This window comes from Marinobacterium weihaiense, assembly GCF_019061305.1.
Classification (GTDB): domain Bacteria; phylum Pseudomonadota; class Gammaproteobacteria; order Pseudomonadales; family Balneatricaceae; genus Marinobacterium; species Marinobacterium weihaiense.
The window spans coordinates 1-25,755 of the sequence record NZ_JAHQZT010000011.1 but is presented as its reverse complement, the minus strand read 5'-3'; the positions used below and the strand labels follow the sequence as shown (position 1 = coordinate 25,755).

Sequence of the window (25,755 nt, the reverse complement as noted above, 5' to 3'; positions counted from 1 at the left end):
CAGGGTCAGAGTTGAGATTCAATCGGCAGCAACCGCATCAAGCCGACACCGACACGCTGCAGCATACAGGTATGAGGCTCAACATCGAAACGAACGACCGTACCGTCCTGATGACTGGTCCAGCGCAGCTGCTCGGTACCGTGAGCGGTCTCCTCCAGCGTGACCCGAAACGCCACCTTCTGCACGTCCTGCTCAAACCACTCCAGCATGACCCCGGCAATATCCGCTGAGTCGATAACAACACCCACCTCGGAATTTTCAACCAACGAGCGTGGATCAAGATTCAAGGAGCCGATAAAGACATACTGCCCATCCAACACGAACGACTTCGCATGCAGACTTGCCTTGGAAGAGCCGGTAAAAAATGTCTTCAGGCGCGGCCGGGGGGCGGATTGGCGATCCATTTCGTACAGTTCAACGCCGGCTCGCAGCAGCTCACGGCGATAGCGGGCATAGCCGGCATGCACCACGGGCACATCGGTGGATGCAAGCGAGTTGGTCAAAATTTGTACCCTGACACCCCTCTGTACCAACGATTTGAGCAGATCGGTTCCTTCCCGCCCCGGTACAAAGTACGGCGAGAAGATCACCAGGCTTTCTTCCAGCCCGAGAAAATAGGGCGCCAGCGCACGACTCAAGTGCAGTTCCTGTCGCCGCCGGTCGACAACCAACTTGTCCGGGTCATCCGCAACCAGCCAGGCATGCCCCCACACCAGCGGCAGCAGCCCTGCCTCCAGCCGACGCGTCAACCGCGCCTCGCGCAATGCCTGGAAATAAGGGTCATAGTCAGCGGCCTGGGCGGCGATCCGCGCTTTCAGCTGGCGCTGGTAATCAATCACTGCAGCAGCGTCAGGTGTCTTGCCCAACAGGCGGGTGGCAGGGTACGCCAATGCGTGGTTCCAGTAAGCATCGAAGGACACTGCTGCCTGGCGTGCAATCGGCCCAAACCCCAATACATCCAGATCACCAAACGCAAGTGCCGGGTCCGCCTCGAAGTATTCATTGCCAATGTTGCGGCCACCCAACACCACGGCCTCGCCATCGACAATGAAACTTTTATTGTGCATACGGCGCGTCACGCTGCCAAAACGGGTCAGAAACTGTGACCAACGGCTGACATTACGGCCGAACGGATTGAAAATACGCACTTCGACATTGGGCATGGCATCCAGTGCCGCCGCATCGGCATCACGCCCTTCCAGGTCCATATCATCCACCAGCAGACGCACGCGAACGCCTCGCCGAGAGGCCTGGATCATTTCATCCAGAAACAGCTGACCGGTCATGTCATCATGCAGCAGGTAATATTGTGCATCGATACTGCGCTGAGCGGCACGCGCCAGCGCAGTCCGCGCCACGAAGGCATCGAGCCCACTCTCCAACAACAGAAAGCCGGACTGCGAGGCATCTACCTTGGGTGTCGTACCCGAGACCTGCGCCAGCAAAGTCCCTTCCGTATCGGCATAATGATAAGACGCTTGCCTGATTGAGTTATCAGGCAGGCGTGCACAGCCGGACATGACCAGGCTGAACAGTAACAGCCCATTCAGCACCCACTGACGTTTAAGGAACAGGGGCCTGATACTGAATGACATCTATTCACCCTCCTGGACATTTGCGTTGAGTGGTTCATTTTCAGAAAGGTAGCCTATCGGCTGGCGGTCTGGGCGCAACAGCCATCGCTGTGCCGCGCGCCTGATGCCATCACGTACCACCTGAGCCAAAGACAACGATTGTTCCCACCCCTAACATGGACAGCATGACGGGAAGCCAGGCGCGCGACCAGTGCAGCACCAGAAACGGTAAAAACATCAGCGGGCATACCAGGCACCCAAGCCCCCAGACCCAGCCCTCCTTGAACGCCGCCCCAAGCGAGCCGATCCCACCCAGTAACAGCAAAACGAATCCAATTTTGATCATATGAAATCCTTTTCACATTAGAGTCTAGCGATATTTTTCCATGTGCCGATGCGGAATGCCCGCATCCATGAACGCCTCCCCATACGCCACAAACCCCAGCGTTTCATAAAAGCCGATGGCGTGAGTCTGAGCGCCAAGGTAGACCCGCTCATGACCCGCCTGGAACGCTGCATCCGTCAGTGCCCGCACAATCGCGGCCCCAAGCCCGATACCACGATGCGCCTTCAGCACGGCAATGCGGCCAATATGGCCATCATCCAGTACCCGCCCTGTGCCGACCGATTCACCATCCACACGGGCCAACACCTGCACGGCAGTGGCATCCAGGCCATCAAACTCAAGCACTGGGGGCACTTTCTGCTCTTCAATGAAGACCACTTCACGAATGGCACGAATCGCCGCCTGATACTCACCTTCATAAGGTACACGCATAATTTCGATCATTTGGTCTGTCACTCCTAAACCGAAAAACAACTGCCCAGACAGGGCTATCAAGGGTAGGCCCGCAAACGCTTCAAATGCGGTGACAATGAAAAGCCCAGCTGCTGGCCGAGTTGGCGGGCGCGCTTGTCAAGTTGATTCTGACTGATGTCATGATCCGCTTCCGATGCCAGCACCACCCAGTTGCCGCTTTGGGTGTGACAGCCGTAGAGCGTGCCGAACTGCTGCAATAACAGTTCCAGCGTATCGGGCCCTTGGTGATCGCGCCACAGGTTCATCACCAGCCAGCCGCCCGGCTTCAGACGACGCGCACAAAGCTCCAGGTATTCCTCCCCCAGCTGCTGATCGCTGAGGCCGTCCGCACCATAGATATCACTGAAAATGATGTCCGCCTTGCGTGTACTAATGTTGCGTAGGAAGTCGAGCGCATCGGTAGCGTGGATCTGCAGGCGCTTGCCACGCGGCAACTGAAAGAAGCGATAGGCCACCTCGATTACTTCAGCCCGCAGCTCTGCAACCTGCTGCTTGCAACCAGCAAAACGGCCGTGCAGGCAGGTGTTCAGAGCCCCCGCCCCCAATCCCAGGCTGATCACCTGCTTGGGCTCCGCAAACAGCAGTACCAGCAGCATGGCGCGTACATATTCGTGCTCGGGGATCAGGGGTTCATGCTTGAGACAGCAACTCTGCTCGTCCAGATCCCCGAACGCCAGGTATCGCTTGTCACCATCATCCAGCACTCGCACACTGCCAAACGTATCGTGACCACGGTAGATTTCTTGCCCGGGCAACATTCAAGAGCCTCATACTGCCAAAATGAAAGCCCGCAATTCTGCCAGATTGACTGGCCCGAGTCCCGTCTGGATATCACACCAACGTGGTACTCAATCTCAGTAGCACATTGCTGTACCCTGCACTTGATATTCATCACAAGGGGCTGTGATTCTTGCCAACACTGGCACAGCACACGAAAAAACTTGCTGTGTTGCATCACGATAGTGTTAGATTCATTCGCTATAAGAATAAGAGGTTAAACAAGCGCATGGCGCGTATGCCAGCGACTGCATATTGATACCTTATTAATGGAATGGAGAACGTATCTTGCATAACCTCAGTTTAAGAACCATGCTCACGGGCGGTTTTGCCGTCATTGCCTTGATACTGTTACTGGTTGGATTCATGAGCATCAGTGCAAGCTTCAATATGAAGGAAGATGTTGAAGAAATAGGCCATGAACGGATTGACGCCGTTGATCTGTTGAATCAGATTAACACCGAACGCTTGATCATCCGCGGGCAGTCACTGTTGGTTGCCTTGTCTCCGGAGTTTTCAGCCCAAGCCCTCAGTACACATCGCAGCACTTACCAGGCCCGTATGGCATCCTGGGACAAACTCGACCAACTGCTGTCTCGGTACAACGCTATCCCCCGAACAGGCAAGGGCGAAGAGATGTACCAGGCATTGAGACAGTCCATCGATACATGGCGTACTCAGGCGGCGCCTTTGGACAACCTGATTGAAGCCATGAGTCAGGCGCGCAACGCCAACCGTTACAACCAACTCTTTACCCAATACACAGACCAGTTTCGCGATATACGTGAAATTTCCAAAACCATGTCAGCACGGCTGCTAACACTGATCGACCGTAACAAGCAGCTGACCGCAGACATTGTGGGCGATGCCACTGCTGAGGCCGAAGCCGCGGTCACCAATACCATTATCGCCGTCATCCTGGGTTTCGTCATGGCAATCGGCGCCGGCATATACATCACGCGCACCGTACTCGGGCAACTGGGCGGCGAGCCGGTTGACGTCAAGGAGATCGTGAATACCATCGCTCAGGGGGATTTGACAGCCCGGATCCCTTTGCGTGCCGGCGATACCAAAAGCCTACTGGCCTATTTCGCCAGCATGGTCGAGACCATGCGCACCATGATGAAACAAATTGCTGATGCATCGGTACAGGTATCCGCCGCTGCTGAAGAACTGTCAGCATCCAGTGCACAAACCAATACACAGGTTCAGCTTCAACAGACTGAAATCACCCAGGTGGCAACCGCCATGAACGAGATGGCAGCAACCGTTATGGATGTCGCCAAAAACGCCGCCTCCGCTGCGGATGCAGCTCAAGTTGCAAAGGGTGAAACCGAAAACGGCAGCAAGGTTGTCAACGAAGTACTCGAGACAATTCACCAGTTGGCCGCCGATATTGAAAAATCCACCACCAACGTGATGGCACTGGTGCAGGACAGTCAAGAGATCGGAACGGTACTGGACGTCATCCAGGATATTGCCGAACAGACCAACCTGTTGGCGCTCAATGCGGCCATTGAAGCGGCACGTGCCGGTGACCATGGGCGCGGTTTCTCGGTTGTAGCAGATGAAGTCCGCTCCCTGGCAAGTCGCACGCAGGCGTCCACTGAGGATATTCAAAACCGTATCAACAGGGTGCAGCAAAGCTCGACCGTCACCGCAACACAGATGGAGCAAGGTAAGGCAAGCAGTATCAAAACGGTTGAACATGCCTCTCAGGCAGGCGAAGCATTACAGACTATCGACTCATCGGTATCGGCCATCAATGACATGAACGCCCAAATCGCGACTGCAGCCGAAGAGCAGTCTTCGGTTGCTGAGGAGATCAACCGCAATATCACAACCATTTCACAGGCAATTGAAGAAACAGCGACCGCTGCGACTCAGGTAACGACCGCCAGCCAAGAGCTGGCACGCCTTTCCAGCATGCTTCAAAGTAGCGTACAGCAATTCAAACTGACCTGAGTGTTCCTCTTGGATGCTGCCGGCACGAGCCGGCAGCTGTCTACCTGACTAAAGTTGCACCCACCTGCTCTGCCGTTTCCCTTTTGCCTCGGGCACACTAGACTCAAACCATATTCGATGGAACGAGGATATGCTCATGCCCCATGTTCTGGTGGTGGATGACGAGCCCAACATTCTGCTGTCGCTGGAATTTCTGATGCAGCAGGCCGGCTTCAGCGTGGCAACCGCGCCGGATGCCGAACAGGCACTGGCGCTGATCAACCAGCACTGCCCCGACCTGCTGCTGCTGGATATCAGCCTGCCGGGGATGAGCGGGTTCGACCTGCTGGAGCGGCTGCGCGCCGATGCCGCCACCCGCCAGCTGCCGGTGGTGATGTTGACCGCGCATGGTCGTGACGTGGAAAAGGAAAAAGGCATGGCGCTGGGCGCCAGTGATTACGTCACCAAGCCCTTTTCCACCCGCGAGCTGGTCAGCCGGGTACAACAGTTGCTGGGGGACGGACCACAGGGAGGTTAGCCATGCCATCACGTCAGAACCTGCTGGGCCTCTGGTTGCTGCTCACGGGCGTGTGCGTCTTGCTGGGGCTGGCCGCACTGATCTGGCTGGAAAGTACGGTGCCTGCGGATGTCGGTCCACGGGCTTTGCTATGGGGCCTGTGTTTGGCACCCGCCGCCCTCGCCCTGCTGGCGGGGGTCTGGCTGGAGAAGCGCCTGTTCCGCCCACTGCGCCAGTTCCAGATTCTGCTGGCCCGGCTGGTGGCCAGCCCGGATGCCCGTCACGACTATCCCCTGGAAGGCTGGTTGCAGGGCTTGCAGCCGGACCTGGACCATATCCGTGAAGGCTGGCGCCGAGATCGGGCACGTGTACAGGATGCGCATGATCAAGGCGCCCTGACCGCCAGCCGCATTCGACAACAGCTCGAAGCCCTGCTGCAGGTATTGCACACGCCGCTGCTGATTTGTGACCGCCATCAGCGGCTGCTGCTGTTCAATCCCGCCGCCCAGGCCCTGTTTCATGATCACCCGGCCCTGGGGCTAGGCAAGCCGTTGAGTCTGTTGCTGCCCCACCCCAGCCTAAGTGAGGCGCTGCAACACCTGCCCGACGAGGGAACGCCCCAGCAACTGCTGCTGCCCGGTGAACAACACTGGCTGCGCTGTCAGATTCGCGCCCTGGGCGGAGATCAGGGCGGGGCCCTGATCTCCCTGGATGACACCACCCGGGCACTGGAGCACGACCAGCGCTGGCGCCGTACGCTGGCCCAGCTGCTGCCCCGCCTGCGAGGCCATTGCGGCAGCCTCAACAGTGCCACGGATGCACTGCTGCAGGTGCAGGACAATCTCGACCTGCAACAACGTCTGGAGCGGGCCATACACCAGGAAAGCCAGGCACTGGCCGGACAGGTCGAACAGCTCACGCGGCTGGTCGAGGCCCACCAGCTGAGCCAGTCCATGCTCGAAGAAACCTGGTCCAATGACCTGTGCCACGCACTCAGGGCACAGCTCAAGCCACAACGGATCGAACTGACGCCGGTTGGCATACCAGCCTGGATGCGGGTTGACGGCCCGGGCCTGCTGGCCCTGCTGCAACAGCTGATTCGCCAGCTGCACAATACCCAAAACATCCGTCATCTGGAACTGGAAGTGCTGCTGGGCAACCGCCGTGTCTACCTGGACCTGAGCTGGCGGGGTGCGCCTCTCAACGAGCAGCAACTGCAGCAATGGCGGCGCCTGCCTCTGTTCGATGAGCCCCTGTCACCGCGTATCGAAGATGTGCTGGAGCAACACGGTGCCGATCTCTGGTCCCTGCCCTCGGAGCAGCCGGATCAGCAGCCCCGTCTGCGCCTTCCACTGCCCGCTTCCGCGCGCGGAATGCAGCCGCGTGTCCGTCCACCGGCCCGGCCGGAGTTTCACGACTTCAGCATCGCCGACCTGCCGCCGCCCGGTGAAGACCTGGCAACACGGCCACTGCAGCAGCTGGAAATGGTGGTGTTTGATACGGAAACCACCGGCCTCGATCTGCGCGGTGGCGATGCCATTATCAGCCTGGCCGGCTGTCGCATCGTCAATGGCCGCCTGCTGGCGGATGACAGCTTCGACCAGCGGGTCAACCCCGGCCGCGCCATTCCGGCGCAGAGCACCGCCATCCATGGCCTGACCGATGCGGATGTCGCCCAGTCGCCCCCCATCGAGATCGTGCTGCCCCGCTTCCGCCAGTATGTGGGTGAAGGTGTGCTGGTGGCGCACAACGCCGCTTTTGACCTGCTGGCACTGCAACTGGCAACCGGTACGGATCATCCCGCCTTCGGCATGCCGGTGCTGGATACTCTGCTGCTGTCCCGCGCACTTGACCCGAGCCTCGAGGGCCATGGCCTGGACGCACTGGCCGAACGCTTCCAGCTGCAGTTTCCGCCCGGCACTCGCCATACGGCCCTGGGGGATGCCCGCGTGACCGCCGAACTGCTGCTGATGCTGCTGCCGCGTCTGGCCAGCCGCGGCATCCATACGCTGGGCGATGCCCTGGCCCTGCAGCGTCGGATTGAACAGGATGCCTCGGCATGAAAGCGACCCGAAGCAGTCGACTGGTCGCATTAAGCCTGCTGGCGCTGCTGCTATTCACGCCGCCACTGTTGCTGCTGTTCGATCATCCAACCGATTGGGGCATCTCGGCGCTACCGCTGACCGTATACCTGATCTGGGGTGGGCTGATCCTGCTGGCAGCGCTGATACTGGAGACCGGAGATGCAGACTAACCTGAGCGTACTGGTCGTTGCGTTCAGTTACCTGGCGCTGCTGTTTGTCATTGCCGCCTGGGGCGACCGCCGCGCTGAACAGGGACGCTCTCTGGTCAATTCGCCCACCATCTATGCCCTGTCCATCGCCGTCTACTGTACCGCCTGGACCTTCTACGGCAGCGTGGGCCGTGCCGCCACCACCGGCCTGAGCTTCCTGCTGATCTACTTGGGGCCGACCCTTGCCATGCTCTGTGGCTGGCTGGTGCTGCGCAAGATGATTCGCATTGCCCGAGCCCAGCGCATCACCTCCATCGCCGATTTCATCAGTGCGCGCTACGGCAAGAGCGGCGGACTGGGCATGCTGGTGGCACTGATTGCCGTGCTGGCCATCATGCCGTATATCGCTCTGCAGCTGAAAGCCATTACCGTCAGCTATGGCATTCTAACCGAGTACCCCGACCAAGCGCTGCCGACCCTGTCGCTGAGTGATTTCTGGAACGACAAGGCGTTTTGGGTGGCGCTGGTACTGGCTGTGTTCATCATTCTGTTCGGCACACGCCATCTGGATGCCAGCGAACGTCACGAAGGCATGGTCACCGCCATAGCCTTTGAATCGCTGGTCAAGCTGTTTGCCTTCATCGCCGTCGGCCTGTTTACCTGCTTCGTGCTCTACCCGGGGCCGGAGGCGTTGCTGCAACAGGCCGGGGACGCACTGCCCGAAGCCGCACGCCGATTCGGCCTGGAACAGATTCCCGGTGGCGCACTGGGGTGGGTGGGTACGCTGGTGCTGGCAACCCTGGCTTTCATCACCCTGCCACGCCAGTTTCAGGTCCTGGTGGTCGAAAACGTCAACGAACAGCACCTGCGCCGGGCCTGCTGGCTGTTCCCGCTGTACCTGTTGCTGATCAACCTGTTCGTGATCCCCATTGCGCTGGCCGGACTGATGGGCGGCACCGCTACCGGCGAGCCGGACAATTTCGTCCTCACACTGCCGCTGTCGGCCGGGTTGACCTGGCTACCACTGCTGGTATTCATCGGCGGGCTGTCGGCGGCCACCAGCATGATGATCGTGGAAACCATCGCCCTGTCCACCATGGTCAGCAACCAGCTGGTCATGCCCCTGCTGTTGCGCTGGCGCCGCCTGCATCTGGATTCGTCACGTGACCTGTCCGGTTGGTTACTGGGCATCCGCCGCATCGCCATCGTAGTGATCCTGATCCTCGGCTACCTGTACCATGCACTGATTGGTGAGGCCTACAGCCTGGTGACCATCGGCCTGGTGTCCTTTGCGGCAGCCGCCCAGTTCGCACCGCCTCTGCTGCTGGGCCTCTACTGGCGCGGCGCCAGTCGCAACGGCGCGGTCGCCGGCCTCATCGCTGGTTCACTGGTATGGGCCTGGACACTGTTGATCCCCGGCTTTGCCCTCTCCGGCTGGATGAGTACCGATTTCATCGATCAGGGGCCCTTTGGCTGGACAGCGTTGCGGCCCTACGCCCTGTTCGGCCTGAACGACTGGGATATTTACACCCATGCGCTGTTTTGGAGCATGCTGGTCAACATCAGCCTGCTGGTGGGCATTTCGTTGTTCAGCCGCCAGAGCCACATGGAACAGACCCAGGCCGCCCTGTTCACCACGGCCTTGCGCCCGGAAGCGGAGCTGGCCGCCATCTGGCAGGGTCAGGCCAGCCGCTTTGAACTCTACCGCCTGTTGAAACGCTACCTGGGCACGGCCGCAACGGCGCGTGTATTTACAGACAGCCTGCCCGCTGCCACCGATGACAGCCCGGCTTCGCCAGCGCTGATTGCGCGTGCCGAGCAGGGCCTGACCGGTGCGCTTGGCAGTGCCACGGCACGCATTTTGATCAACTCGGTGGTCAGGGGGGAGGCGCTGGACATGGCTGCCATTCTGAGCATTCTGGATACCACGTCGCAGACACTGGAATACAACCGCCGACTGGAGCAGAAATCGGCCGAACTGGAGCGAATCGGCCATGAACTGCGCTCTGCCAACGATCGCCTGCGCGAGCTCGATCGGCTCAAGGACGAGTTTGTGGCCATGGTTAGTCATGAGCTGCGTACACCACTGACCTCAATCCGAGCCTTTGCCGAGATTCTGAGCGATGCCGACAACCTGTCAGCCGATCAGCAACAGCATTTTTTACAGATCATCGTGCGTGAAAGTGAACGACTGTCGAGGCTGATTGAAGAGATTTTGGACCTGGCGCGTCTCGAATCCGGCCGGATGACTCTGCACCCGGCCCCCTGCGACCTGTCTGAACTGTGCCAGCAGGCGGCGGATGCCGTTGACCAGCTGTTCCTGCAACGCCGGGTCAGCCTGCAGCTGGTTTTGCCACAAACGGCATGCCCGGTCATGGCCGATCCGGACCGTCTGCTGCAGGTCCTGATCAATCTGCTGGACAATGCCAGCAAGTTTGCCGACTCGGATACGCCACAGGTACTGATGCGGCTGCAGGCCGTCAAGCACCGCTTTCGTGTCGATGTGGAGGACAACGGCCCGGGCATCGTGAGTGCGGAACGGGACAAGGTATTCGAGAAGTTTCATCAGATTGATGACCACAACCGCGGCAATCGCCCGCAGGGCACCGGTTTGGGCCTGCCCATCAGTCGCGGCATCATCAATCACTTGGGCGGACGGCTATGGGTAGATGAGCCGCAGCAGCTGGGCGGCGCCTGCTTGGCACTGGAACTGCCGGCCCGACAGGACAGTCCCGATCAGGTCAACTCGTAAGCCAGATTGACCAGACCCGCCAGCGGACTCTGGCTGTCGTTGAGCTCACGCACGATGCGACGGGCTTCACAGGCGCACTTGCCACACTGGGTCCCCAGTTCTGTCTCGCGGCGGATATCGGCCAGAGAGCTGGCGCCCTCGTCAACCAGGCGTCGGATTTCACGGTCACTGACCCGCTTGCAAATACAGACTATCATCGTCGCATTCCATCCTGCATGTGAGAATAGCTATCATTTATCTCAAGAATATAAATGAAACATATTCTCATTACAAGTCGTATATGCGTGATTTCACCCTGCTCTGACCTGCTTAACATGCCGCTGGAAGGCCTGTATCTGCTGCAGATTCCACTGCAGTTGGCGACGCTCGCCATCACACAGCCGCGTCGTGTCCAGCCAGTTATCCGGCTGCCCACCGGCCTCATGGGTGTGCAGCTGAGCGTCCAGCAGCAGCTGCATCAGATGTTCGAATGCGTGCTGCAAGCCCCAGGCACGATCATCCGTCAGTGCCTGCATAGCGTGCAGTTCGCTCAGCCTTTGCCGTGAACCGACGGCAGACAAACCACGCTTCAACGCCAGCAGACGCAGGGATGCCGTCAGCGGTAGCAGCCCCTGACGCTTGAGATTGATAGCATACGGATGCGGTGCTTCCACGCCATCCCCCCGCAGGCGGTCAAAACGGTCCAGGGCAACCGGGGCTTCATCCAGCAGTTCCGCCATTTCGTGCATGAACAGCCCGGCGTCCGGCACCTGCGCCTGAATGGCCGCTCTGAGACGATGCGCCAGCGCCTCATCACCGTAAACGGGGTTGAAGTCGAACAGGATATTGCACAGCTGCACCAGTTTGACCCGTCGGGTCGCCATCCATAGGCGCATCTGTTCGCACCATGCGCTGACCGGCTTGCGCCACAGCGGCTGCGAGGCCATCACATAGCCCCGACAGAAGGGAATGCCGGCGGCATCCAGCGCCGCCGTAAAACGCTCGGCCAGCTGGGTGAACCAGCCATCGATCTCGACATGACGCTCGGGCGGGTAGTCCTCCAGGATCAGGGCGTTGTCCTGATCAGGATGCAGCAGACTTTCATGCCGTCCGCCGGACCCCATCACCAACACACAGAACCCGATCGGCGGCTCGCCCCAGCCCTGCTCCTGCATGGCATCTACTGCCTCGGCAATGGCGCGGCGATACAACCGGTCATTGTGATCACTGATCAGTTCGCTGACCAGCCAGCCCGGCAGCTGCAGCGACAACAACGCCCGTGCCAGCCGGGGCTGACAGGCCCGATACTGGGCCAACCCCTGTTCCGGTTTCGGTTCCGGTGCACCCAGTGCCGCCTGCAACGGCTCCAGCACAGCTTGCCAGCGGGGCGGCTCATCATCGGCCAAGAATACCTGACGCCATGGGGTTTGCATCGCTTCTCTCCCTGTTGGATACCCCCTTCAGCATAGAGCCCCGGTCCGGTAATGCCAGCCTAGCCGAGCGACCGGCAGCCCGGACCGCTGATGCGGCTGCGTCCCCCTTGGGTCGACTGCACTTCGATCCGGGTACCGATGCGGTCCTTCAAGGCCTGTACATGGGAAATCACCCCGATCAGCTTGCCCTCCTGCTGCAGGCCTGACAGGGTATCCAGCGCCGTTTCTAGCGCCTCTTCATCCAGGGTGCCAAAACCTTCATCCAGAAACAGCGAGTCCACGCGCACGTTGCGGCTGGCCATGCCGGAGAGGCCCAGCGCCAATGCCAGGCTGATGAGGAAGCTCTCCCCGCCGGACAGGTTCTTGGTGGAACGGATTTCACCGGCCTGATAGTTGTCGATCACGTTCAACTCCAGCGGCTGATCAACATCGCGTACCAACAGGTAGCGATCCGACATTTTCTGCAGCTGGTGATTGGCATGGCCGACCATCAGTTCGAACGTTAGCCCTTGGGCAAAATTGCGAAATTTCTTGCCGTCGGCCGAACCGATCAGTTCGTGCAAGGTTTCCCAGCGCGTCAGCTCGCGCTGCCGGGCTTCGATCGCCTGCTGCTGCTCACCGAACTGCGCTTTTTTCCGCGTATTGTCATCCAGCGCCCGCTGCAGGCTGCCGCGCTGCTCCAGCAAGCGGGCATGTTGCGCCTGCAGATGTTGCAAGGTTTCATTCAGTTGCGCAGCCACTTCAGTAGTCAGGGCTTGTTGCTGCAACAGGACCAGCGCCTGTTCGCAACGGGCATACAGCGCCTTGAGTTCGGCGGCACGATTATTCAAGGCCTCCTGCTGCAGGCGCAGACGGTGCAACTGATCCGGCGGCAGCAAGGCAGCCTGCAGCACGGCCTCATCCTCAAATCGGCTCAGGGCCAGCGTCTGGATGAAGGCGGCTTCCATCTGCTCGGTTTCCTGCTGCAGGCGCTGCTCGGCGACCGCGGCATCGCTGATCTGCTGCCGGCGCTGATTAAGCGCCTGTTCATGGCGATAGACCTCGGTTTGTGCACGTTCTTGAGCACTGCGTGCCTGTTCGCAGGCTCTTTTCAGACGGCTTTCCCAGGCCTCCGCATCCGGCTCGGATGACAGTTCGGTCCGTTGCTGCTGCAGGCGATCCAACTCAGCCTGATGTGCATCGACGGCCAGACGCTGCTGCAGACGCTGTTGCTCTGCGTGCTGACGTTGCTGATCGGCCTGCAGACTGTCGATTCGTTGCAGTTGCTGCTGCAGCTGTTTCCATGTCTCACGGGCGTCGAGATGTGCCTGCGCTACTTCAGCCGATGTAGGGCAAGAGGCCCACGCCAGCGCCTGCAGGCAGGCATCCATCGGCGCCTGTAGCTGGGCCAGTGTGTGCGTCAGCTCCTGCACACGGGCCTGATGACCTTGCAGCTGGCTGGTCACACGGGCACGTTCGACTTCGGTTTGTTGCAGCTGCTTTTGTTGCTCGGCCAGTTGCTGCTCTACCTGCAGCAAACGCGCTTTTTCTTCGCTCAGCTCAGGTGGCTGCTCGTTGTGCCAAGGGTGTTCTTCCGAGCCACACAGAGGACAGGGCTTACCCGGTTCCAGCTCATGGCGCTGCTGTTCCAGACTGGCGATCCGTTCGGCCAGCCGCTGGATCTGCAACAGATCCTTATATTCACGCTGGAGCCCGTCAACCTGTTGCTGTTGGTGTGCAAGTTGCTGGCCCAGCGCCTGTTCCTGCTGCGTCAGGACCTCCTGCGCCTGAGCCAGTGTCTGCTGCGACTGTCGATGCTCTTCCGCTTGCGCGACCAGATTTTTCAACTCACCCAACTGCTCGCCGCGGGTTTTCACCTCGGCCTGCTGGTCCTGCAGCACTTCACGGCTGGTGCCGTTCAACACCTCGGCCAGCTCGGTCTGGGTTTGCTGCATCGCCACCTGCAGCCGATCAGGGTCGGGGGATGGCCCCTGCAGCAGTTCCGCCGGCAGCTGGGCACGCAACTGCTGCAACGCGTTGCGTTTGAGCCTGATGCCGTAGTCCTGCTCACGCAATTCTTTGATCAGCGGCTGGTGACGTTCCAACTCTGCCAGGGCCTGCTGCTGATGCTGTTGCGCCCGGCTGAACCCTGCCTGAGCCTGCTGCAGCACCTGTTCCAGTGCCGGGACCTGGGCCTGCAACCCCGCCAGCGTCTGCCGAGCCGCATACAGATCCCGGCGACGCTGGCGCAGGGGCTCATATTCAGGCCGCAGTGCATCAGCCCGTTGTGCCTGTTCCAGACGCTGCTGCTCGGGCGCAAATGCCTGTATTTCTGTGTTCAGCTGTTGTTGCTGCTGTTCCAGTTGCTGCCGCTGTTGCTGTTCCTGGTCCAGCTGCTGGCGCCAGTTGAGCAGTTTCTGCTGCTGCTCCACCTGTGCCTGCTGTTGATGCACCTGTTCATTGATGCCGGCCAGCTCGCGGCTCAGGGTCGCTTCTTCCTCTTCATCCAGCAGTTGCAGGCCGGACTGGGCCGCTTTCAGCTGCTCCAGTTTGGATTTTTCTTCACCCCGGCGCTGATGTACCGCCTTGGAGATATCGGAGTAGATGGAGGTGCCGGTGATCTGCTCCAGAATCGGTGCCCGCGCATCCGCATCCGCCTGCAGAAAGGCGGCAAAACCGCCTTGCGCCAGCAGCATGGAGCGGGTAAAGCGGTCAAAATCCATGCCTGTCAGCTTCTCGATAGTATCGGCCACATCCTTGAGCTTGGTGACCAGCACCTTGCCACTGTCGGCTTCGGATACCTCATGCTTGGGCTGCTGCAAGGCACCATCGGCTTTCTTGCGGCTGCGGTGCTGACTCCAGTGGCAGCACCAGCGGCCCTGCGGGGTTTCAAAGACCACCTCGGCAAAACACTCGCCGGTCTGGCGCGACATCACTTCGTTCTGACTGGCATTGACCCGGTTCTGCCGCGGCGTACGGCCGTACAGTGCCAGACAGATGGCATCCAGCAGAGTCGACTTGCCGGCACCGGTGGGCCCGGTGATGGCAAAAATGCCATCGGAGGTATAGGCCGGGTTGGTCAGGTCGATCTGCCACTCTCCGGCCAGTGAATTGAGGTTCTTGAAACGGATCTGAAGTATGCGCATGCGGGCCCGGCTCGGTTGCTGTCGTGTGGTCTGGTACTATATTCGGTTTTGCTGATCGTTATCCGCGAGGAACTATGCTGCAACGGCTGCTCAATCATACCCAAGCCCTGTCACCGACTGAAAAAGGCATGGGGATCATGGCCTTGGCCATGTTACTGATTCCTGGCATGGATGCCATCGCCAAATTGCTGGCACCCGAACTGTCGCCGGCTCAGATCGGCTGTCTGCGCTTCATCATGCAGACGCTGCTGTTGCTCGGTCTGATGCGCAACGACCATACCGGCATGCGTATCGGTGCGGTTCTGGGGCCGTTGATGCTGGCAGGTCTCTGGATTGGCGCCGCCCTGGTGTTCCTGTTCTGGGGCCTGATCCACCTGCCGTTGGCCAACAACATCGCCATTTTCTTTGTCGAACCGCTGATCCTGATGCTGATGTCCGCCTGGTTCCTGGGCGAAAAGGTCAGTCGCCACCAGTACGGTGCAGTATTCGTGGGGCTGGCCGGCGCCCTGATTGTGATTCGCCCCAACTGGCAGGCGTACGGCTGGGTGACGGTACTGCCGCTGCTGGCCGCCACCTTTTACGCGGCCCATATGGCGACGCTGCGACACCTGTCGGGCCAGATCACCGCTCTGGCCGCACAGTTCTGGAGCGGCGTGTTTGCCTGCCTGTTTCTCGCGCTGGCCATGCTGCTGGCCGAGCCGTTCGGAATCGCTCAGCTGGAGTGGCGGCCTAATGTGCTCGACCAGTGGCCGCTACTGGTGATCATGGGCGTTCTATCAGCGCTGGCGTTCGGCCTGATCAACGCGGCCATGCGCTTGGCACCGGCCAGCCTGCTGGCACCCTTTCAGTATCTGGAGATCATCAGCGCTACCGCGCTCGGCTACCTGCTGTTCGGCGACTATCCGGACGCCATCACCTGGTTGGGGACGGCAATCATTCTGGGCTCGGGATTTTACCTGTTCCAGCGCGAGCGCCGGGTGCGCAAACGACTGGCCGAGGCCGGAATCGAGCCGCGCTGATCATTCGGCGCGGTGGTCGGTTTCTGCCATTTCCTGCAGCAGGCCATTGAACAACTGCTTCAATTCGGCCTGCTGCTCATCCGGCACCTGGTGGGCGGCCAACGCACGTTCAAACACCTCGGCAGGCTGCAGGTCGTCCAAAGTCTCTTCCTCGCCGTTGCGGGACAATACCCGCTCCACCACCCGATTGTTGCGCACCCGCAGCAGACTCAGCCGCGTGCCTGCCACGCGTTGCTCAAGCCACTGCCGCAGATCCGCCGCGATCTGCTCACCCTCGTACAGCACCTCAAGCCATATGGAATCATCTTCAGCAACGAGCGTATCCAGCGCCCGATCAAGTGCCGATTGATCACCCTTGATTCGCTCAAGCCGCTGAAAACGGGGGATGTCCAATAGCTGCACGTACGGCGTACGGCCCTCAAAGTCGATCAAACAGAGGCTTTTCTGCTGTTTGGCTTCACCAAACCCCATCGGCAGAGGCGAGCCGCTATAGCGGATATGCTCGCAACCGGCAACAGCCTGGGGTACATGCAGATGACCCAGTGCCACATAGTCCAGACTCTCCGGGAAGGCATCCACACCGACTTGCGCCAGCGATCCAACATACAGGTCCCGCACACCATCGCCTTCCAGCGTCTTGCCGCCAGCTGCAAACAGGTGCCCCATGCCAATCATCGGCACCTCGTCCGCCAGTTCTGCGCGCAGCCGCTCGGCTGCTGCGCAGACCCGGGCATAGTGCTCGCGGGTGCCAAGCACCAGCTTGCGATCCTTGTCTTCCAGGCTTTCGCCCGCCTCGGCCTGGCGAATATCCCGGTCGCGCAGATAGGGCACTGCACAGACAATGGCCTCAGGCTGGCCGGCCGCATCCTTGAGTAATACCACTTCATCCGCCGGGTCTTCACAGGCCGAACCCACCACATGCACATCCAATGCCTTGAGCAGTTGTGCCGGGGCATTGAGGAAACTGGGCGAATCGTGATTGCCACCAATGATCACCACGTGGCGGCAGCCGGACGCGGCAACCCCGTTGAGGAACTGATAATACAGCGCCTGTGCGCGGTTACTGGGGGTGGTGGTGTCGAACAGATCCCCAGCTATCAGCAACACATCGACCGACTGCTGCCAAATCTGCTGCTGCATCCAATCAAGAAAGGCCGCAAACTCCTCGTAGCGCTTCTGGCCATACAACAGTCGCCCCAGGTGCCAATCGGAGCTGTGCAACACACGCAGGACACCATCCGGTCTTGAAGCAGACACAGCAGACGCCAGCGCCTCCTGTGAGGGTGAGGCTTCCTGAGAAACGGGCGTTTCCTGTGCAATGGGTTCATCAAACAATGACGGCTGGTCGGACATCGGGGTCTTCCTGCAACAAAGGGGGTAACTCGGCTCTGGGCACGACTATAGAGCGCCATGCTCAGGTTCTCAACCGGCGCCGCTCCGCCGTACACCACGGCCAAGGGCTGGACTTGTGACACCTGTTTGGGTAGGGTCTTGCACGCTCACACCTGAGCCATCAGGTGATTAACCCGAAGTTATCGGCCACTTCAGCTCTCGGACGCATGTATCAGACACCCCGCTGATTTCTGCCCGGAGACAGGCCCTATCTGTTCTGGTTAAGAGGACCAACCATCATGACACTGCAACAACTCTGTGAGCTTTTGCCTCACCTGAGCTTTCCCTGACAAGGCCGACCCGACCGTTGGCCATATCGGCTGCACCGACTGCAGCAATCGCCTGCCAGGAACTGCAGGCATCTTCACGCCTCCAGCCTTGCGCCCGCTTCTCAATGCCGGGCCGCTGGTGGATATCGATCGTTTCGAATGAGGACAAGATTTGAACGAGAACGGATTTACTCAATTTTCAGCCGTAACAGTGCTGTTGCTGCTGGCCGCCTTCTACGGCGGTACCTACCTGCTGACCCTGCTGATTCGCAAAGAAAAGGAAGATACGTCCGGTTTCATGGTCGCCGGTCACCATGTCGGTTTCGGCATGGGCGCGGCCAGCATGACCGCCACCTGGATCTGGGCCGCCTCCTTTTATGCCGCCGCCACCTCGGGCTATACCTATGGCGTGTCCGGCCCTATTCATTACGGCCTCTGGGGCGCATTGATGATCCTGTTCATCTACCCCTTCGGTCGCCGTTTCCGCAAACTGGCGCCCAATGGCCATACATTGGGCGAACTGATTCATGCCCGCCATGGCTCATCCAGTCAGTTGATTCTGGCCGGGTCCAACGTGCTGGGCAGCATCATCAGCCTGATGGTGAACTTTACCGCCGCCGGCGCACTGGTATCGGTACTGTCACCCCTGTCATTTGAAACCGGCGTACTGGTCGCCGGCCTCGGCGTGCTGGCCTACACCCTGACCTCGGGCTTTCGCGCGTCGGTCTTCACCGATTTTGCCCAGCTGGTTGCTCTGATGGCCATCGCCATTGTCATCATCCCGGCCGTGCTGTTTTCTGCCGGCGGCCCCAGCGTCATGGTCGACGGCCTCAGCCGCATGACCGACGAACAGGCCAACCTGCTGTCCGTCGATGCCATTATGAATCAGGGCGCGCCCTTCTTTGTCGCCGTACTGGCCTACGCCATCGGCAACCAGACCATCTCCCAGCGCCTGTTTGCCGTGCGCGAGAGCCATATCAAATCCACCTTCATCACCGCGACCCTCGGCTATGGCGCCATCGTGATTGGCTTGGGCATGATCGGCCTGATCGCGCTCTCCGTGGGCATCGAACCCATTGACGGCGACATGAACAACCTGATCCCGCAGATGGTCTCCACCTACCTGTCACCGGTGTTCGTGGCGTTGTTCTTCATCCTGGTGATCGGTTCACTGTCCTCCACCGCCGATTCTGATCTGTCGGCGTTGTCCACCATCATGATGGCCGACGTATATGGCAAGAACATTGCCAAAAACAACCCAAACCCCAAGGTGATGATGCTGGTGGGCCGCATCACCATGATTGTTGCGACCGTGGCCGGACTGATCTTTGCCAGCTTCTCACTGGACATTCTGGTGATGCTGGTATTTGTAGGTGCGCTCTGGGGGGCCATCGTGTTCCCGGTGATCCTCAGCTGCTACTGGGATCGCGTCAGCAATGCGGCCTTCACCTGGTCGGTTGTGATTGCCATGGCGCTGTTCTGTATCGCCCGTTTCGAACTGCTGGAGATGACCGGCATGACGGTTCTGGCCTTTGAGGTACTGGCATCAGCGGGTGGTGCTGTCGTCATCGGCCTGATGGTCTTCGGCTTTTTGGGCCGCAGCGCGGGCCTGCTGGCCGGTGCGCTCACGCTGATGGGCATGCTGCTGTTCGCCACCGGCTTCCTGCGCGACTACATGGTTCTGGTGGCGTCACTCACGGCCTACGGTGCCAGCGCTATCGCCTGCAGCGTCATGTCGCTGTTCAACCGGGAACGTTTCGATTTTGACCTGATCAAGGAACGTGTCGGCGACTACGACGATACTGAAACCGTTGATGATTCCGGCCTTGTTGCGGAGGGAGCAAAATGACCAACGAACTGGTATACGCAGCCTATATTCTGATCTGGCCCGCTCTGACACTGGGCGTACTGGCGGTGATCTGTAGTGCCGTTGTGCGCGATGTGCGCAAGGCACGCCAGTCGGATGACGACCTGATCTAAACCGGACAGCACCGGTTCACACTCAGCCCGGCACCCTGCCGGGCTTTTTCATGTCCGGCGTACCCAACAGACCTCATTCGCCCTGCAGGGTCGCCAGAATGCGCCGACGGCCTCCTCGGTTGCGGTGCTCCCCGAGATAGATCCCCTGCCAGGTGCCCAGCGCCAGCTCACCCTGCTGCACTGGCAGCATCAGGCTGACGCCCAGCAAGCTGCTCTTGAAATGCGCAGGCAGGTCATCCGGGCCTTCATAGGTGTGCTGGTAGTAAGGTTCGTTCTCGGGTATTGCACGGTTGAAGAAGGCTTCAAAGTCGGCCCTCACCGTGGGATCGGCATTTTCATTCAGTGTCAGGCTGGCTGAGGTGTGCTGCAGCAGCAGATGCAACAACCCCGTCCGCACCTGGCGCAGCTCGGGCAGCGCCTGTTCGATCTCGTCCGTAATCAAATGAAAGCCTCGCGCCCGCGGCTGGAGTGTGATGGTTGTCTGATACCACATGGCTGTCACCCGGTTAAATGCAAACCCCGACTATAGAATCGACCCGCCGCCGACTCAACCGCACGGCGGTCAGAACCCCGCCTCGCGGCGCAGCAACGCGATGGCCGAACGCCAGTAATGCCAGCCCCAGGCACGACGCTCGCCATACAGCACCAGCTTGCCACGGAGCTGCGCCACCGATTCCGCCGGCAAGGCTTCACGTGCCTCTGGCGTCAGTATAAGCGTCACACGGTACAGCGCCTGCTCGGGAATCAGCAGCTCGCCCTGCTCGCGTACCAGCAACTCGCCGCCACGGGTGGACGCCAGCAGGCCATCCGCCAGTACGCGGGTGGCATCACTGTCAATACGCTGGACGAGCAGATCCAGCGGCGGCAACTGGCCCGACTCCACGAATAGCCGGGCATGATCACCGGGCTGCACCCGCTCACGCTCGGTTTCCGGCAGGTAGCCATGGACCTGCCAGCGGCCCGGCTGAATGACCTGTGCCAGCGGATCGTTTTCGGCCACCCAGGCGCCTGTTCCAAGATCTGGACTGGCCAGCTTGAACACACCGGATTGACCGGCCTGCAACTGGAAGCGCGCCAGCTGCTGCTCCAACCCGTTCATCTCGGCCAGCACCTTGCGCCGCTCCGAGGCGATCACCCCCTGCTGCTGATATAGCTCGGGGTCAAGCCGGCTGGCCGTGCGCTGTCGATCCAGCCCCTGCAGACGCGCACGTGCACTCTGGTATTCCGATTCCAAATCCGGCGAGTGCAGACGGAACAGCAGCGCCCCGCTATCGACCTTCGCCCCATCCACTTCCAGGACCTGCTCGATGCGGGCATCCCCTGGCGCCAGCAAGCGCTCGGTCTCGGACGGTGACAACAGGGCCTGAGTATGAATTCGGCTGTCCCAGGGCAGCACCAGGATCAGCAGCACCAGCGCAAGGGCACCCAGGCTGCGGAGACTGCGTTTACTGTGCATGATATCGCTCTTGCGTTCTCGCCAGACATTCAGTTCATTTATGATCGGGCGCAGGATAAACCAGCCGATCTCGACGGCCCCCAGCAGAGGCCCCAACGGCTTGGGAAAAGTCAGGTACACCATGATGGCGATACCGATGAATACCACCAGACGGTACAGCCAGGTGCCCCAGGCAAACAGGATCAGTAGACGATGACGCGCCCGGGCAAAGTATTCCGGTCGCTCGTCACCGAGCCCGAACAGCCACTCCCTGAGATTCCAGCGCGCCAGAGCAAAGGCACGCTGGTGCAGGTTGGGTAGATCCAGCCAGTCCATCAGCAAAAAATAGCCGTCAAAGCGCAGGAACGGCGAAGCATTGACCAGCAGTGTCGAGATCCAGGTGGTAGTGGCCAGCAGAAACACGCCATTGCGCAAGGGGCCGTCGGGCAGGAATCCCCATAACAGCGTCGCCCAAGCCGCGATGGTCAACTCGGTTCGTATGCCGGCCGCGCCCACCAGCAGCCGCTGCCGCCGTCCAGGCAACTTCCAGGCATCATTCACATCGGTGTAGGCCATCGGAAACATGACCAGAAAGGCAATCCCCATGGTCGGTACACGGCAGCCCAGATGCTTGGCGGTATAGGCATGGCCCAGTTCATGCAGAAACTTGACGCACACCAGCGTCACGCCATACGCCAACAGCCCCGACAGGCTGAACAGGTCCACCAGCGTGGCGGTAAAGGTATCCCACTGTCGGGACACCTCGACCAGCCCCAGCAGCAGCGCCAGCAGGCTGATCAGGGCAAAGGTACCGCTGCCCAGCCACTGCACCGCCCCCAGCGTACGATCCAGCCAGGCATCCGGACGCCATAACGGCACGCGAAAGAACAGGTAGCGGTGCAACAGCCAGGTCAACGGCGAGGTCTTGCGTTGCGCCAGGCGTTCCTCGAAGCGACGGCTGATGGCCGCATGGCCGCTTTTGACCAGTTCATGCTGATGCAGGAACTTGACCACTTCTTCCACCGCCGCGGCATCCGCCTGCAGCGCCGTATCCTGCTGCAGCGACATCACGATCAGCGCCGGATCGGCCAGTGACCAGCGGCACAGGATCTCAAAGGTCATCCAGTCGATGCGGAAATACAGATTACGCAGGGGGTCATGCAGCGACCATGTGGGCTCGCCCTGTGCATTGTCAGGGCCTGAGTGCAGCACCAGCTCATCCCTGAGCGCGGGCAGTGTCATATTCCGGTCCATGGCGTTAGAGCCCAATCCAGCCGCGCAAGGCACTCCAGGGGCGGCGGACAATCCAGTAGATCAACGTCACCCTGTCGCCTTCAAGCTTGGCGGTCCCTTTCAACCCCACCCGAGGCCCCGGCTCGGCCGCATCGGGATCAAGCTGAGCCCTGACCCGGTAGGCATACTGGCCGTCAGGCCGCTGTTCGGCCAGATGCGCCACATAGCTGACACGCGCACTGACCGGGTGCACCGGGTCGGCAGACAGATAGAGCCGAACCCGGCTGCCGACCGGCAGACTCACCATGTCAGCCGGCGAGACCCAGGCCTCGATCTGTGTCCGGTGCTCATCCGCCACCACCATGATGCGTTCACCCGTGACAACCGGGCGGCCAACCAGCTCACCGGCATCCTCGAACAACACGATGCCGGCCTGGGGCGAGTCCACCTGGCTGCGTGCATTGAGCTCACTCAGATACTCCACCTCCACTTGCCGTTCAGCAATCTGGCTTTGCAATACAGCCAGCTCGGCCTTGCTCTCAGGATCAAACAACGCCCGTTGCGCATTGCGTCGGTACTCGGCCTGGATCGTGGTCAACGAGCGCTGAGCCACTTCCAGGCGACTGGCCAGGGATACACGGTCAAAGGCGAACAGCGGCTGCTCTGCCTCAACACGCTGATTGGGCGACACCTGTATCGCATCAATGATGCCATCCATGGGCGCACGAATGATGGCCGGCTCCAGCGGGACAAGTTCAGCCGGTGCCAGCACGGACAAACGCACCGGGACACAGGCGATAGCAACAACCGCCAACGCCACGCCTCCTCGCCAGAGCCAGCGACGCCGTTGATCCGTTCTTTGGCGGGCGCGCCAACGCGGCCACCAGCCAACAGGGCGGGAAGCGGCGTACGCCTGACCCCAGGCATCGCACCACTCCTGCAATAGCGACAGCTCGGCCGACTTGAACGGCTGCTCGCGGGCCAGCACCAGGCGACCACCGGGGTAGCCTTCACGAGCCGGCAAGCGAATGACGGCCAGAAACGGTGGTAGCCACTCCTGCCAACCGGCCCACTCGTCCGAGCCGGACAACATACGCAAATCCAGCGTGGCAGTACCCGCCTCGGCGGCGTCCGCCTGCTTGCACCAGCGATCCAGCCAATGCACATAGGGTGCCTGACGTTCCACGGCGGATACCCCGGACAGGGCTTCCACGCCCTGCCCCTGAGTCCACAGGGCGGCCTGACGGTAGGGTGCCAGCGCATGCGTTTCATTGACCAGCACAAAACGCAGAGAAGCGGCTGAAGCCGCTTCACGTGCCCGCCGCATCAAGTGCAGCAGTGTGGCCAGCATCGCTTCGGAGGCGTTGTGCTGGCCGGTTCCCGACTGTTGTACCGCTTCAGGCATTACCACTCCGCTTATCAGCCGCCGCGCGCGCCAGCTCGATCAGGCGATCACGCTCGGCCTTCCAGGCAAACTGGTTATGCGATTGCAGCTGCGACATCAGCCCCTGATTGCCTTCGTGCATGACTTCGGCCGTTTCCGCCGGCTGCTCGGAGCGAACCTGGATGGTCACCATGGTTTCAACCTGGTTGCCGTCCTGATCACGCGCAATCACGCGAATCACCAGCGTGCCGTCAAAGCCCTTGGGCGCAACCCCACGGAATTCACCCTTTTCAGGATCGAACAGCAGCCAATCGGGCAGCTCGCGTCCATCGGCTAGCACCGCTGCCAGCGAGATCTCCGCGCCCGGCTCGGTATGTCCGAAAGTATCCGCCGGGATGCTGAAGCTGATCAGGGTAATACCGTTGCCGGAACTGAAACGCTGCTGCGGAATATCACGCTGCACCAGAATCTGTCCGGTTTGCGGCGGCTGCGCCAGTTCAACACGTGACTCGACACGCGGTGCCTCCGGGACATCAACCGGCGGGGGTGGCGCCGGAATATCGGCCGCTGGTGCAGGAGCCGGTGTGACCGGTGCCACGGGCGGCGCAACCGGTGGCTGCGACGGCTCAAGCGGACGCTCAGGCTCTACAGGCGGCTCGGGTTCAGGCTCGGGTTCGGGCTCAGGCTCAGGCTCAGGCTCAGGCTCGGGTTCCGGTTCGGGCTCGGGTTCGGGCTCGGGTTCCGGCTCTACAGGAATAACCTCCACTGTAACCTCGAGAGTATCGGTACCTCCTTCACCATCACTCACTATCACGGTAAAGCTGTCATCACCGGTATAGTCCGGGTCAGGGGTGTACTCCCAGCTGCCGTCCGGGTTGATCGTGACCTGGCCGTTGCTCGGACCCTCGGTGCCCGGCTCAAACGTCAGCGGATCACCATCGGGATCATCCGCGTCCAGCTGACCGCTGACCGGGGTGTCTTCCGGCGTGGTGACGCTGACGTTTTCACCCAGCGGGTCGCCATTGCCGTCTACAAACTCTGGAGCACCGTTGCCCGCATTAACTGTGACCATCACGGTAGCAGTCTCGGTGACGTCCCCCGACGTTACGGTATAGGTGTAGCTATCCTCACCCGTGAATCCTTCCTTAGGCGTATAGGTCAGGGTGCCGTCATCGTTGATCACCACGCTGCCGTTTGTGCCTTGGGTCACTGCGGTAATTTCAGGCGTGCCTTCGAAGCTGTCGTTATCCAGGATCGGCGTGGTCACCGGAGTGCTTTCATTGGTGGTGGCGATGTCGTTAGCAATATCCACCACCGGGGTCACCGTCACGGTGATCTCTTGAGTCGTGGTGTTGCCGTCATCATCGGTGATGGTCACGGTGAAACTGTCGTTGCCGTGGTAGTCATCTTTCGGGGTATAGGTCCACTCGCCCGTGGCCGGGTCGATCACCGCCGTGCCGTTCGATGGGGTGCCGGTGACCGTAAAGTAACTGCCATCGGTCAGGCCATCCGGATCGGTGGCGGTCAAAGTACCGGTCACCGGGGTATCTTCATCGGCCGTACCCGAGGTATCACCGCCGATCACAGTGGGGTCTTTGACCTTGTTCACGGTCACGTTGACCGTGGCCGTTTCGGTGACGCCGCCTGAGGTTACCGTGTAGGTGTAGCTATCCTCACCCGTGAATCCTTCCTTAGGCGTATAGGTCAGGGTGCCGTCATCGTTGATAACCACGCTGCCGTTTGTGCCCTGGGTCACTTTGGTGACTTCAGGTGTGCCTTCGAAGCTGTCGTTATTTGTCAAGTCCCGCATGATTATAAGGTCGCTTTTTAAAAAGTTCCGGATGGGTTTTATGCCACTCCTTCATCGCCATGATGGGTGGTTTGGAGTC

20 protein-coding genes are annotated in these 25,755 nt (G+C 60.3%); 8 read left to right on the top strand and 12 right to left on the bottom strand.

Annotation, left to right across the window (positions count from 1 at the left end):
• Positions 1 to 5: 5 nt before the first annotated feature.
• The 4 genes from KTN04_RS10075 to KTN04_RS10060 form a co-directional block, all read right to left on the bottom strand.
• Positions 6 to 1,595 carry a phospholipase D family protein gene (locus tag KTN04_RS10075; RefSeq protein ID WP_217335106.1) on the bottom strand — a complete coding sequence of 530 codons (1,590 nt, stop codon included), beginning with the start codon at positions 1,593 to 1,595 and terminating at the stop codon, positions 6 to 8.
• Positions 1,596 to 1,704: 109 nt separating this feature from the next.
• Positions 1,705 to 1,920, bottom strand: a complete 216-nt coding sequence (locus tag KTN04_RS10070; RefSeq protein ID WP_217335105.1) for a hypothetical protein — start codon at positions 1,918 to 1,920, stop codon at positions 1,705 to 1,707.
• Between the two features lie 24 nt (positions 1,921 to 1,944).
• Positions 1,945 to 2,364: a GNAT family N-acetyltransferase gene (locus tag KTN04_RS10065; protein ID WP_217335104.1), complete on the bottom strand. Its 420-nt coding sequence runs from the start codon at positions 2,362 to 2,364 to the stop codon at positions 1,945 to 1,947.
• A 47-nt stretch (positions 2,365 to 2,411) separates the two neighbouring features.
• Positions 2,412 to 3,152: a spermidine synthase gene (locus tag KTN04_RS10060; RefSeq protein WP_217335103.1), complete on the bottom strand. Its 741-nt coding sequence runs from the start codon at positions 3,150 to 3,152 to the stop codon at positions 2,412 to 2,414.
• Between the two features lie 307 nt (positions 3,153 to 3,459).
• On the opposite strand from KTN04_RS10060, the gene KTN04_RS10055 reads away from it, so the two are divergent.
• From KTN04_RS10055 to KTN04_RS10035, 5 genes are all read left to right on the top strand, one after another.
• Complete coding sequence (locus KTN04_RS10055) at positions 3,460 to 5,136, top strand: methyl-accepting chemotaxis protein (protein ID WP_217335102.1); 1,677 nt, start codon at positions 3,460 to 3,462, stop codon at positions 5,134 to 5,136.
• Between the two features lie 136 nt (positions 5,137 to 5,272).
• A complete protein-coding gene (locus KTN04_RS10050; protein ID WP_217335101.1) occupies positions 5,273 to 5,653 on the top strand; it encodes a response regulator transcription factor in 381 nt (126 codons plus the stop codon).
• 2 nt (positions 5,654 to 5,655) lie between these two features.
• Positions 5,656 to 7,695 (top strand): 3'-5' exonuclease, encoded by a 2,040-nt coding sequence (locus KTN04_RS10045; RefSeq protein ID WP_217335100.1) that lies wholly within the window; start codon positions 5,656 to 5,658, stop codon positions 7,693 to 7,695.
• The gene (locus KTN04_RS10040) at positions 7,692 to 7,886 is read left to right on the top strand and encodes a hypothetical protein (RefSeq protein ID WP_217335099.1); all 195 of its coding nucleotides are present in this window, start codon (positions 7,692 to 7,694) and stop codon (positions 7,884 to 7,886) included. The genes KTN04_RS10045 and KTN04_RS10040 overlap by 4 nt, the downstream gene beginning before the upstream one ends.
• Positions 7,876 to 10,617, top strand: coding sequence for a sensor histidine kinase (locus KTN04_RS10035; RefSeq protein ID WP_217335098.1), 2,742 nt, complete (start codon positions 7,876 to 7,878; stop codon positions 10,615 to 10,617). The genes KTN04_RS10040 and KTN04_RS10035 overlap by 11 nt, the downstream gene beginning before the upstream one ends.
• Here the strand turns inward: KTN04_RS10035 and KTN04_RS10030 are convergent.
• The 3 genes from KTN04_RS10030 to KTN04_RS10020 all read right to left on the bottom strand — a co-directional run bounded on the left by KTN04_RS10030 (position 10,602) and on the right by KTN04_RS10020 (position 15,154).
• Entirely contained in the window at positions 10,602 to 10,814 is a 213-nt protein-coding gene (locus KTN04_RS10030) for a (2Fe-2S)-binding protein (protein ID WP_217335097.1), read from the bottom strand. The genes KTN04_RS10035 and KTN04_RS10030 overlap by 16 nt on opposite strands.
• A 93-nt stretch (positions 10,815 to 10,907) precedes the next feature.
• Entirely contained in the window at positions 10,908 to 12,029 is a 1,122-nt protein-coding gene (locus tag KTN04_RS10025; protein ID WP_217335096.1) for a DUF294 nucleotidyltransferase-like domain-containing protein, read from the bottom strand.
• Between the two features lie 59 nt (positions 12,030 to 12,088).
• Positions 12,089 to 15,154 carry an AAA family ATPase gene (locus KTN04_RS10020; RefSeq protein WP_217335095.1) on the bottom strand — a complete coding sequence of 1,022 codons (3,066 nt, stop codon included), beginning with the start codon at positions 15,152 to 15,154 and terminating at the stop codon, positions 12,089 to 12,091.
• A 74-nt stretch (positions 15,155 to 15,228) separates the two neighbouring features.
• On the opposite strand from KTN04_RS10020, the gene KTN04_RS10015 reads away from it, so the two are divergent.
• Positions 15,229 to 16,173: a DMT family transporter gene (locus tag KTN04_RS10015; protein WP_217335094.1), complete on the top strand. Its 945-nt coding sequence runs from the start codon at positions 15,229 to 15,231 to the stop codon at positions 16,171 to 16,173.
• Here KTN04_RS10015 and KTN04_RS10010 read toward each other — a convergent pair whose 3' ends face one another.
• Positions 16,174 to 17,526, bottom strand: a complete 1,353-nt coding sequence (locus KTN04_RS10010) for an exonuclease SbcCD subunit D C-terminal domain-containing protein (protein WP_217335093.1) — start codon at positions 17,524 to 17,526, stop codon at positions 16,174 to 16,176.
• Positions 17,527 to 18,006: 480 nt separating this feature from the next.
• On the opposite strand from KTN04_RS10010, the gene KTN04_RS10005 reads away from it, so the two are divergent.
• Both KTN04_RS10005 and KTN04_RS10000 read left to right on the top strand, forming a co-directional pair.
• Entirely contained in the window at positions 18,007 to 19,683 is a 1,677-nt protein-coding gene (locus tag KTN04_RS10005; RefSeq protein WP_217335092.1) for a sodium:solute symporter family protein, read from the top strand.
• Positions 19,680 to 19,814 (top strand): putative transporter small subunit, encoded by a 135-nt coding sequence (locus tag KTN04_RS10000; RefSeq protein WP_217335091.1) that lies wholly within the window; start codon positions 19,680 to 19,682, stop codon positions 19,812 to 19,814. The genes KTN04_RS10005 and KTN04_RS10000 overlap by 4 nt, the downstream gene beginning before the upstream one ends.
• 73 nt (positions 19,815 to 19,887) lie before the next feature.
• Here KTN04_RS10000 and KTN04_RS09995 read toward each other — a convergent pair whose 3' ends face one another.
• The 4 genes from KTN04_RS09995 to KTN04_RS09980 form a co-directional block, all read right to left on the bottom strand.
• The gene (locus KTN04_RS09995) at positions 19,888 to 20,307 is read right to left on the bottom strand and encodes a secondary thiamine-phosphate synthase enzyme YjbQ (protein ID WP_217335090.1); all 420 of its coding nucleotides are present in this window, start codon (positions 20,305 to 20,307) and stop codon (positions 19,888 to 19,890) included.
• Between the two features lie 69 nt (positions 20,308 to 20,376).
• The gene (locus KTN04_RS09990) at positions 20,377 to 22,491 is read right to left on the bottom strand and encodes an HlyD family efflux transporter periplasmic adaptor subunit (protein ID WP_217335089.1); all 2,115 of its coding nucleotides are present in this window, start codon (positions 22,489 to 22,491) and stop codon (positions 20,377 to 20,379) included.
• A 16-nt stretch (positions 22,492 to 22,507) separates the two neighbouring features.
• Complete coding sequence (locus KTN04_RS09985) at positions 22,508 to 23,887, bottom strand: efflux RND transporter periplasmic adaptor subunit (RefSeq protein ID WP_217335088.1); 1,380 nt, start codon at positions 23,885 to 23,887, stop codon at positions 22,508 to 22,510.
• Complete coding sequence (locus tag KTN04_RS09980; RefSeq protein ID WP_217335087.1) at positions 23,880 to 25,676, bottom strand: Ig-like domain-containing protein; 1,797 nt, start codon at positions 25,674 to 25,676, stop codon at positions 23,880 to 23,882. The genes KTN04_RS09985 and KTN04_RS09980 overlap by 8 nt, the downstream gene beginning before the upstream one ends.
• Positions 25,677 to 25,755: the final 79 nt, after the last annotated feature.

Bases quoted from the DNA above. Each gene is read 5' to 3' on its own strand.
- KTN04_RS10075 (WP_217335106.1), bottom strand. From the start codon at position 1,595: ATGTCATTCAGTATCAGGCCCCTGTTCCTTAAACGTCAGTGGGTGCTG.
- KTN04_RS10070 (WP_217335105.1), bottom strand. From the start codon at position 1,920: ATGATCAAAATTGGATTCGTTTTGCTGTTACTGGGTGGGATCGGCTCG.
- KTN04_RS10065 (WP_217335104.1), bottom strand. From the start codon at position 2,364: ATGATCGAAATTATGCGTGTACCTTATGAAGGTGAGTATCAGGCGGCG.
- KTN04_RS10060 (WP_217335103.1), bottom strand. From the start codon at position 3,152: ATGTTGCCCGGGCAAGAAATCTACCGTGGTCACGATACGTTTGGCAGT.
- KTN04_RS10050 (WP_217335101.1), top strand. From the start codon at position 5,273: ATGCCCCATGTTCTGGTGGTGGATGACGAGCCCAACATTCTGCTGTCG.
- KTN04_RS10045 (WP_217335100.1), top strand. From the start codon at position 5,656: ATGCCATCACGTCAGAACCTGCTGGGCCTCTGGTTGCTGCTCACGGGC.
- KTN04_RS10040 (WP_217335099.1), top strand. From the start codon at position 7,692: ATGAAAGCGACCCGAAGCAGTCGACTGGTCGCATTAAGCCTGCTGGCG.
- KTN04_RS10035 (WP_217335098.1), top strand. From the start codon at position 7,876: ATGCAGACTAACCTGAGCGTACTGGTCGTTGCGTTCAGTTACCTGGCG.
- KTN04_RS10030 (WP_217335097.1), bottom strand. From the start codon at position 10,814: ATGATAGTCTGTATTTGCAAGCGGGTCAGTGACCGTGAAATCCGACGC.
- KTN04_RS10025 (WP_217335096.1), bottom strand. From the start codon at position 12,029: ATGCAAACCCCATGGCGTCAGGTATTCTTGGCCGATGATGAGCCGCCC.
- KTN04_RS10020 (WP_217335095.1), bottom strand. From the start codon at position 15,154: ATGCGCATACTTCAGATCCGTTTCAAGAACCTCAATTCACTGGCCGGA.
- KTN04_RS10015 (WP_217335094.1), top strand. From the start codon at position 15,229: ATGCTGCAACGGCTGCTCAATCATACCCAAGCCCTGTCACCGACTGAA.
- KTN04_RS10010 (WP_217335093.1), bottom strand. From the start codon at position 17,526: ATGTCCGACCAGCCGTCATTGTTTGATGAACCCATTGCACAGGAAACG.
- KTN04_RS10000 (WP_217335091.1), top strand. From the start codon at position 19,680: ATGACCAACGAACTGGTATACGCAGCCTATATTCTGATCTGGCCCGCT.
- KTN04_RS09995 (WP_217335090.1), bottom strand. From the start codon at position 20,307: ATGTGGTATCAGACAACCATCACACTCCAGCCGCGGGCGCGAGGCTTT.
- KTN04_RS09990 (WP_217335089.1), bottom strand. From the start codon at position 22,491: ATGACACTGCCCGCGCTCAGGGATGAGCTGGTGCTGCACTCAGGCCCT.
- KTN04_RS09985 (WP_217335088.1), bottom strand. From the start codon at position 23,887: ATGCCTGAAGCGGTACAACAGTCGGGAACCGGCCAGCACAACGCCTCC.
- KTN04_RS09980 (WP_217335087.1), bottom strand. From the start codon at position 25,676: ATGCGGGACTTGACAAATAACGACAGCTTCGAAGGCACACCTGAAGTC.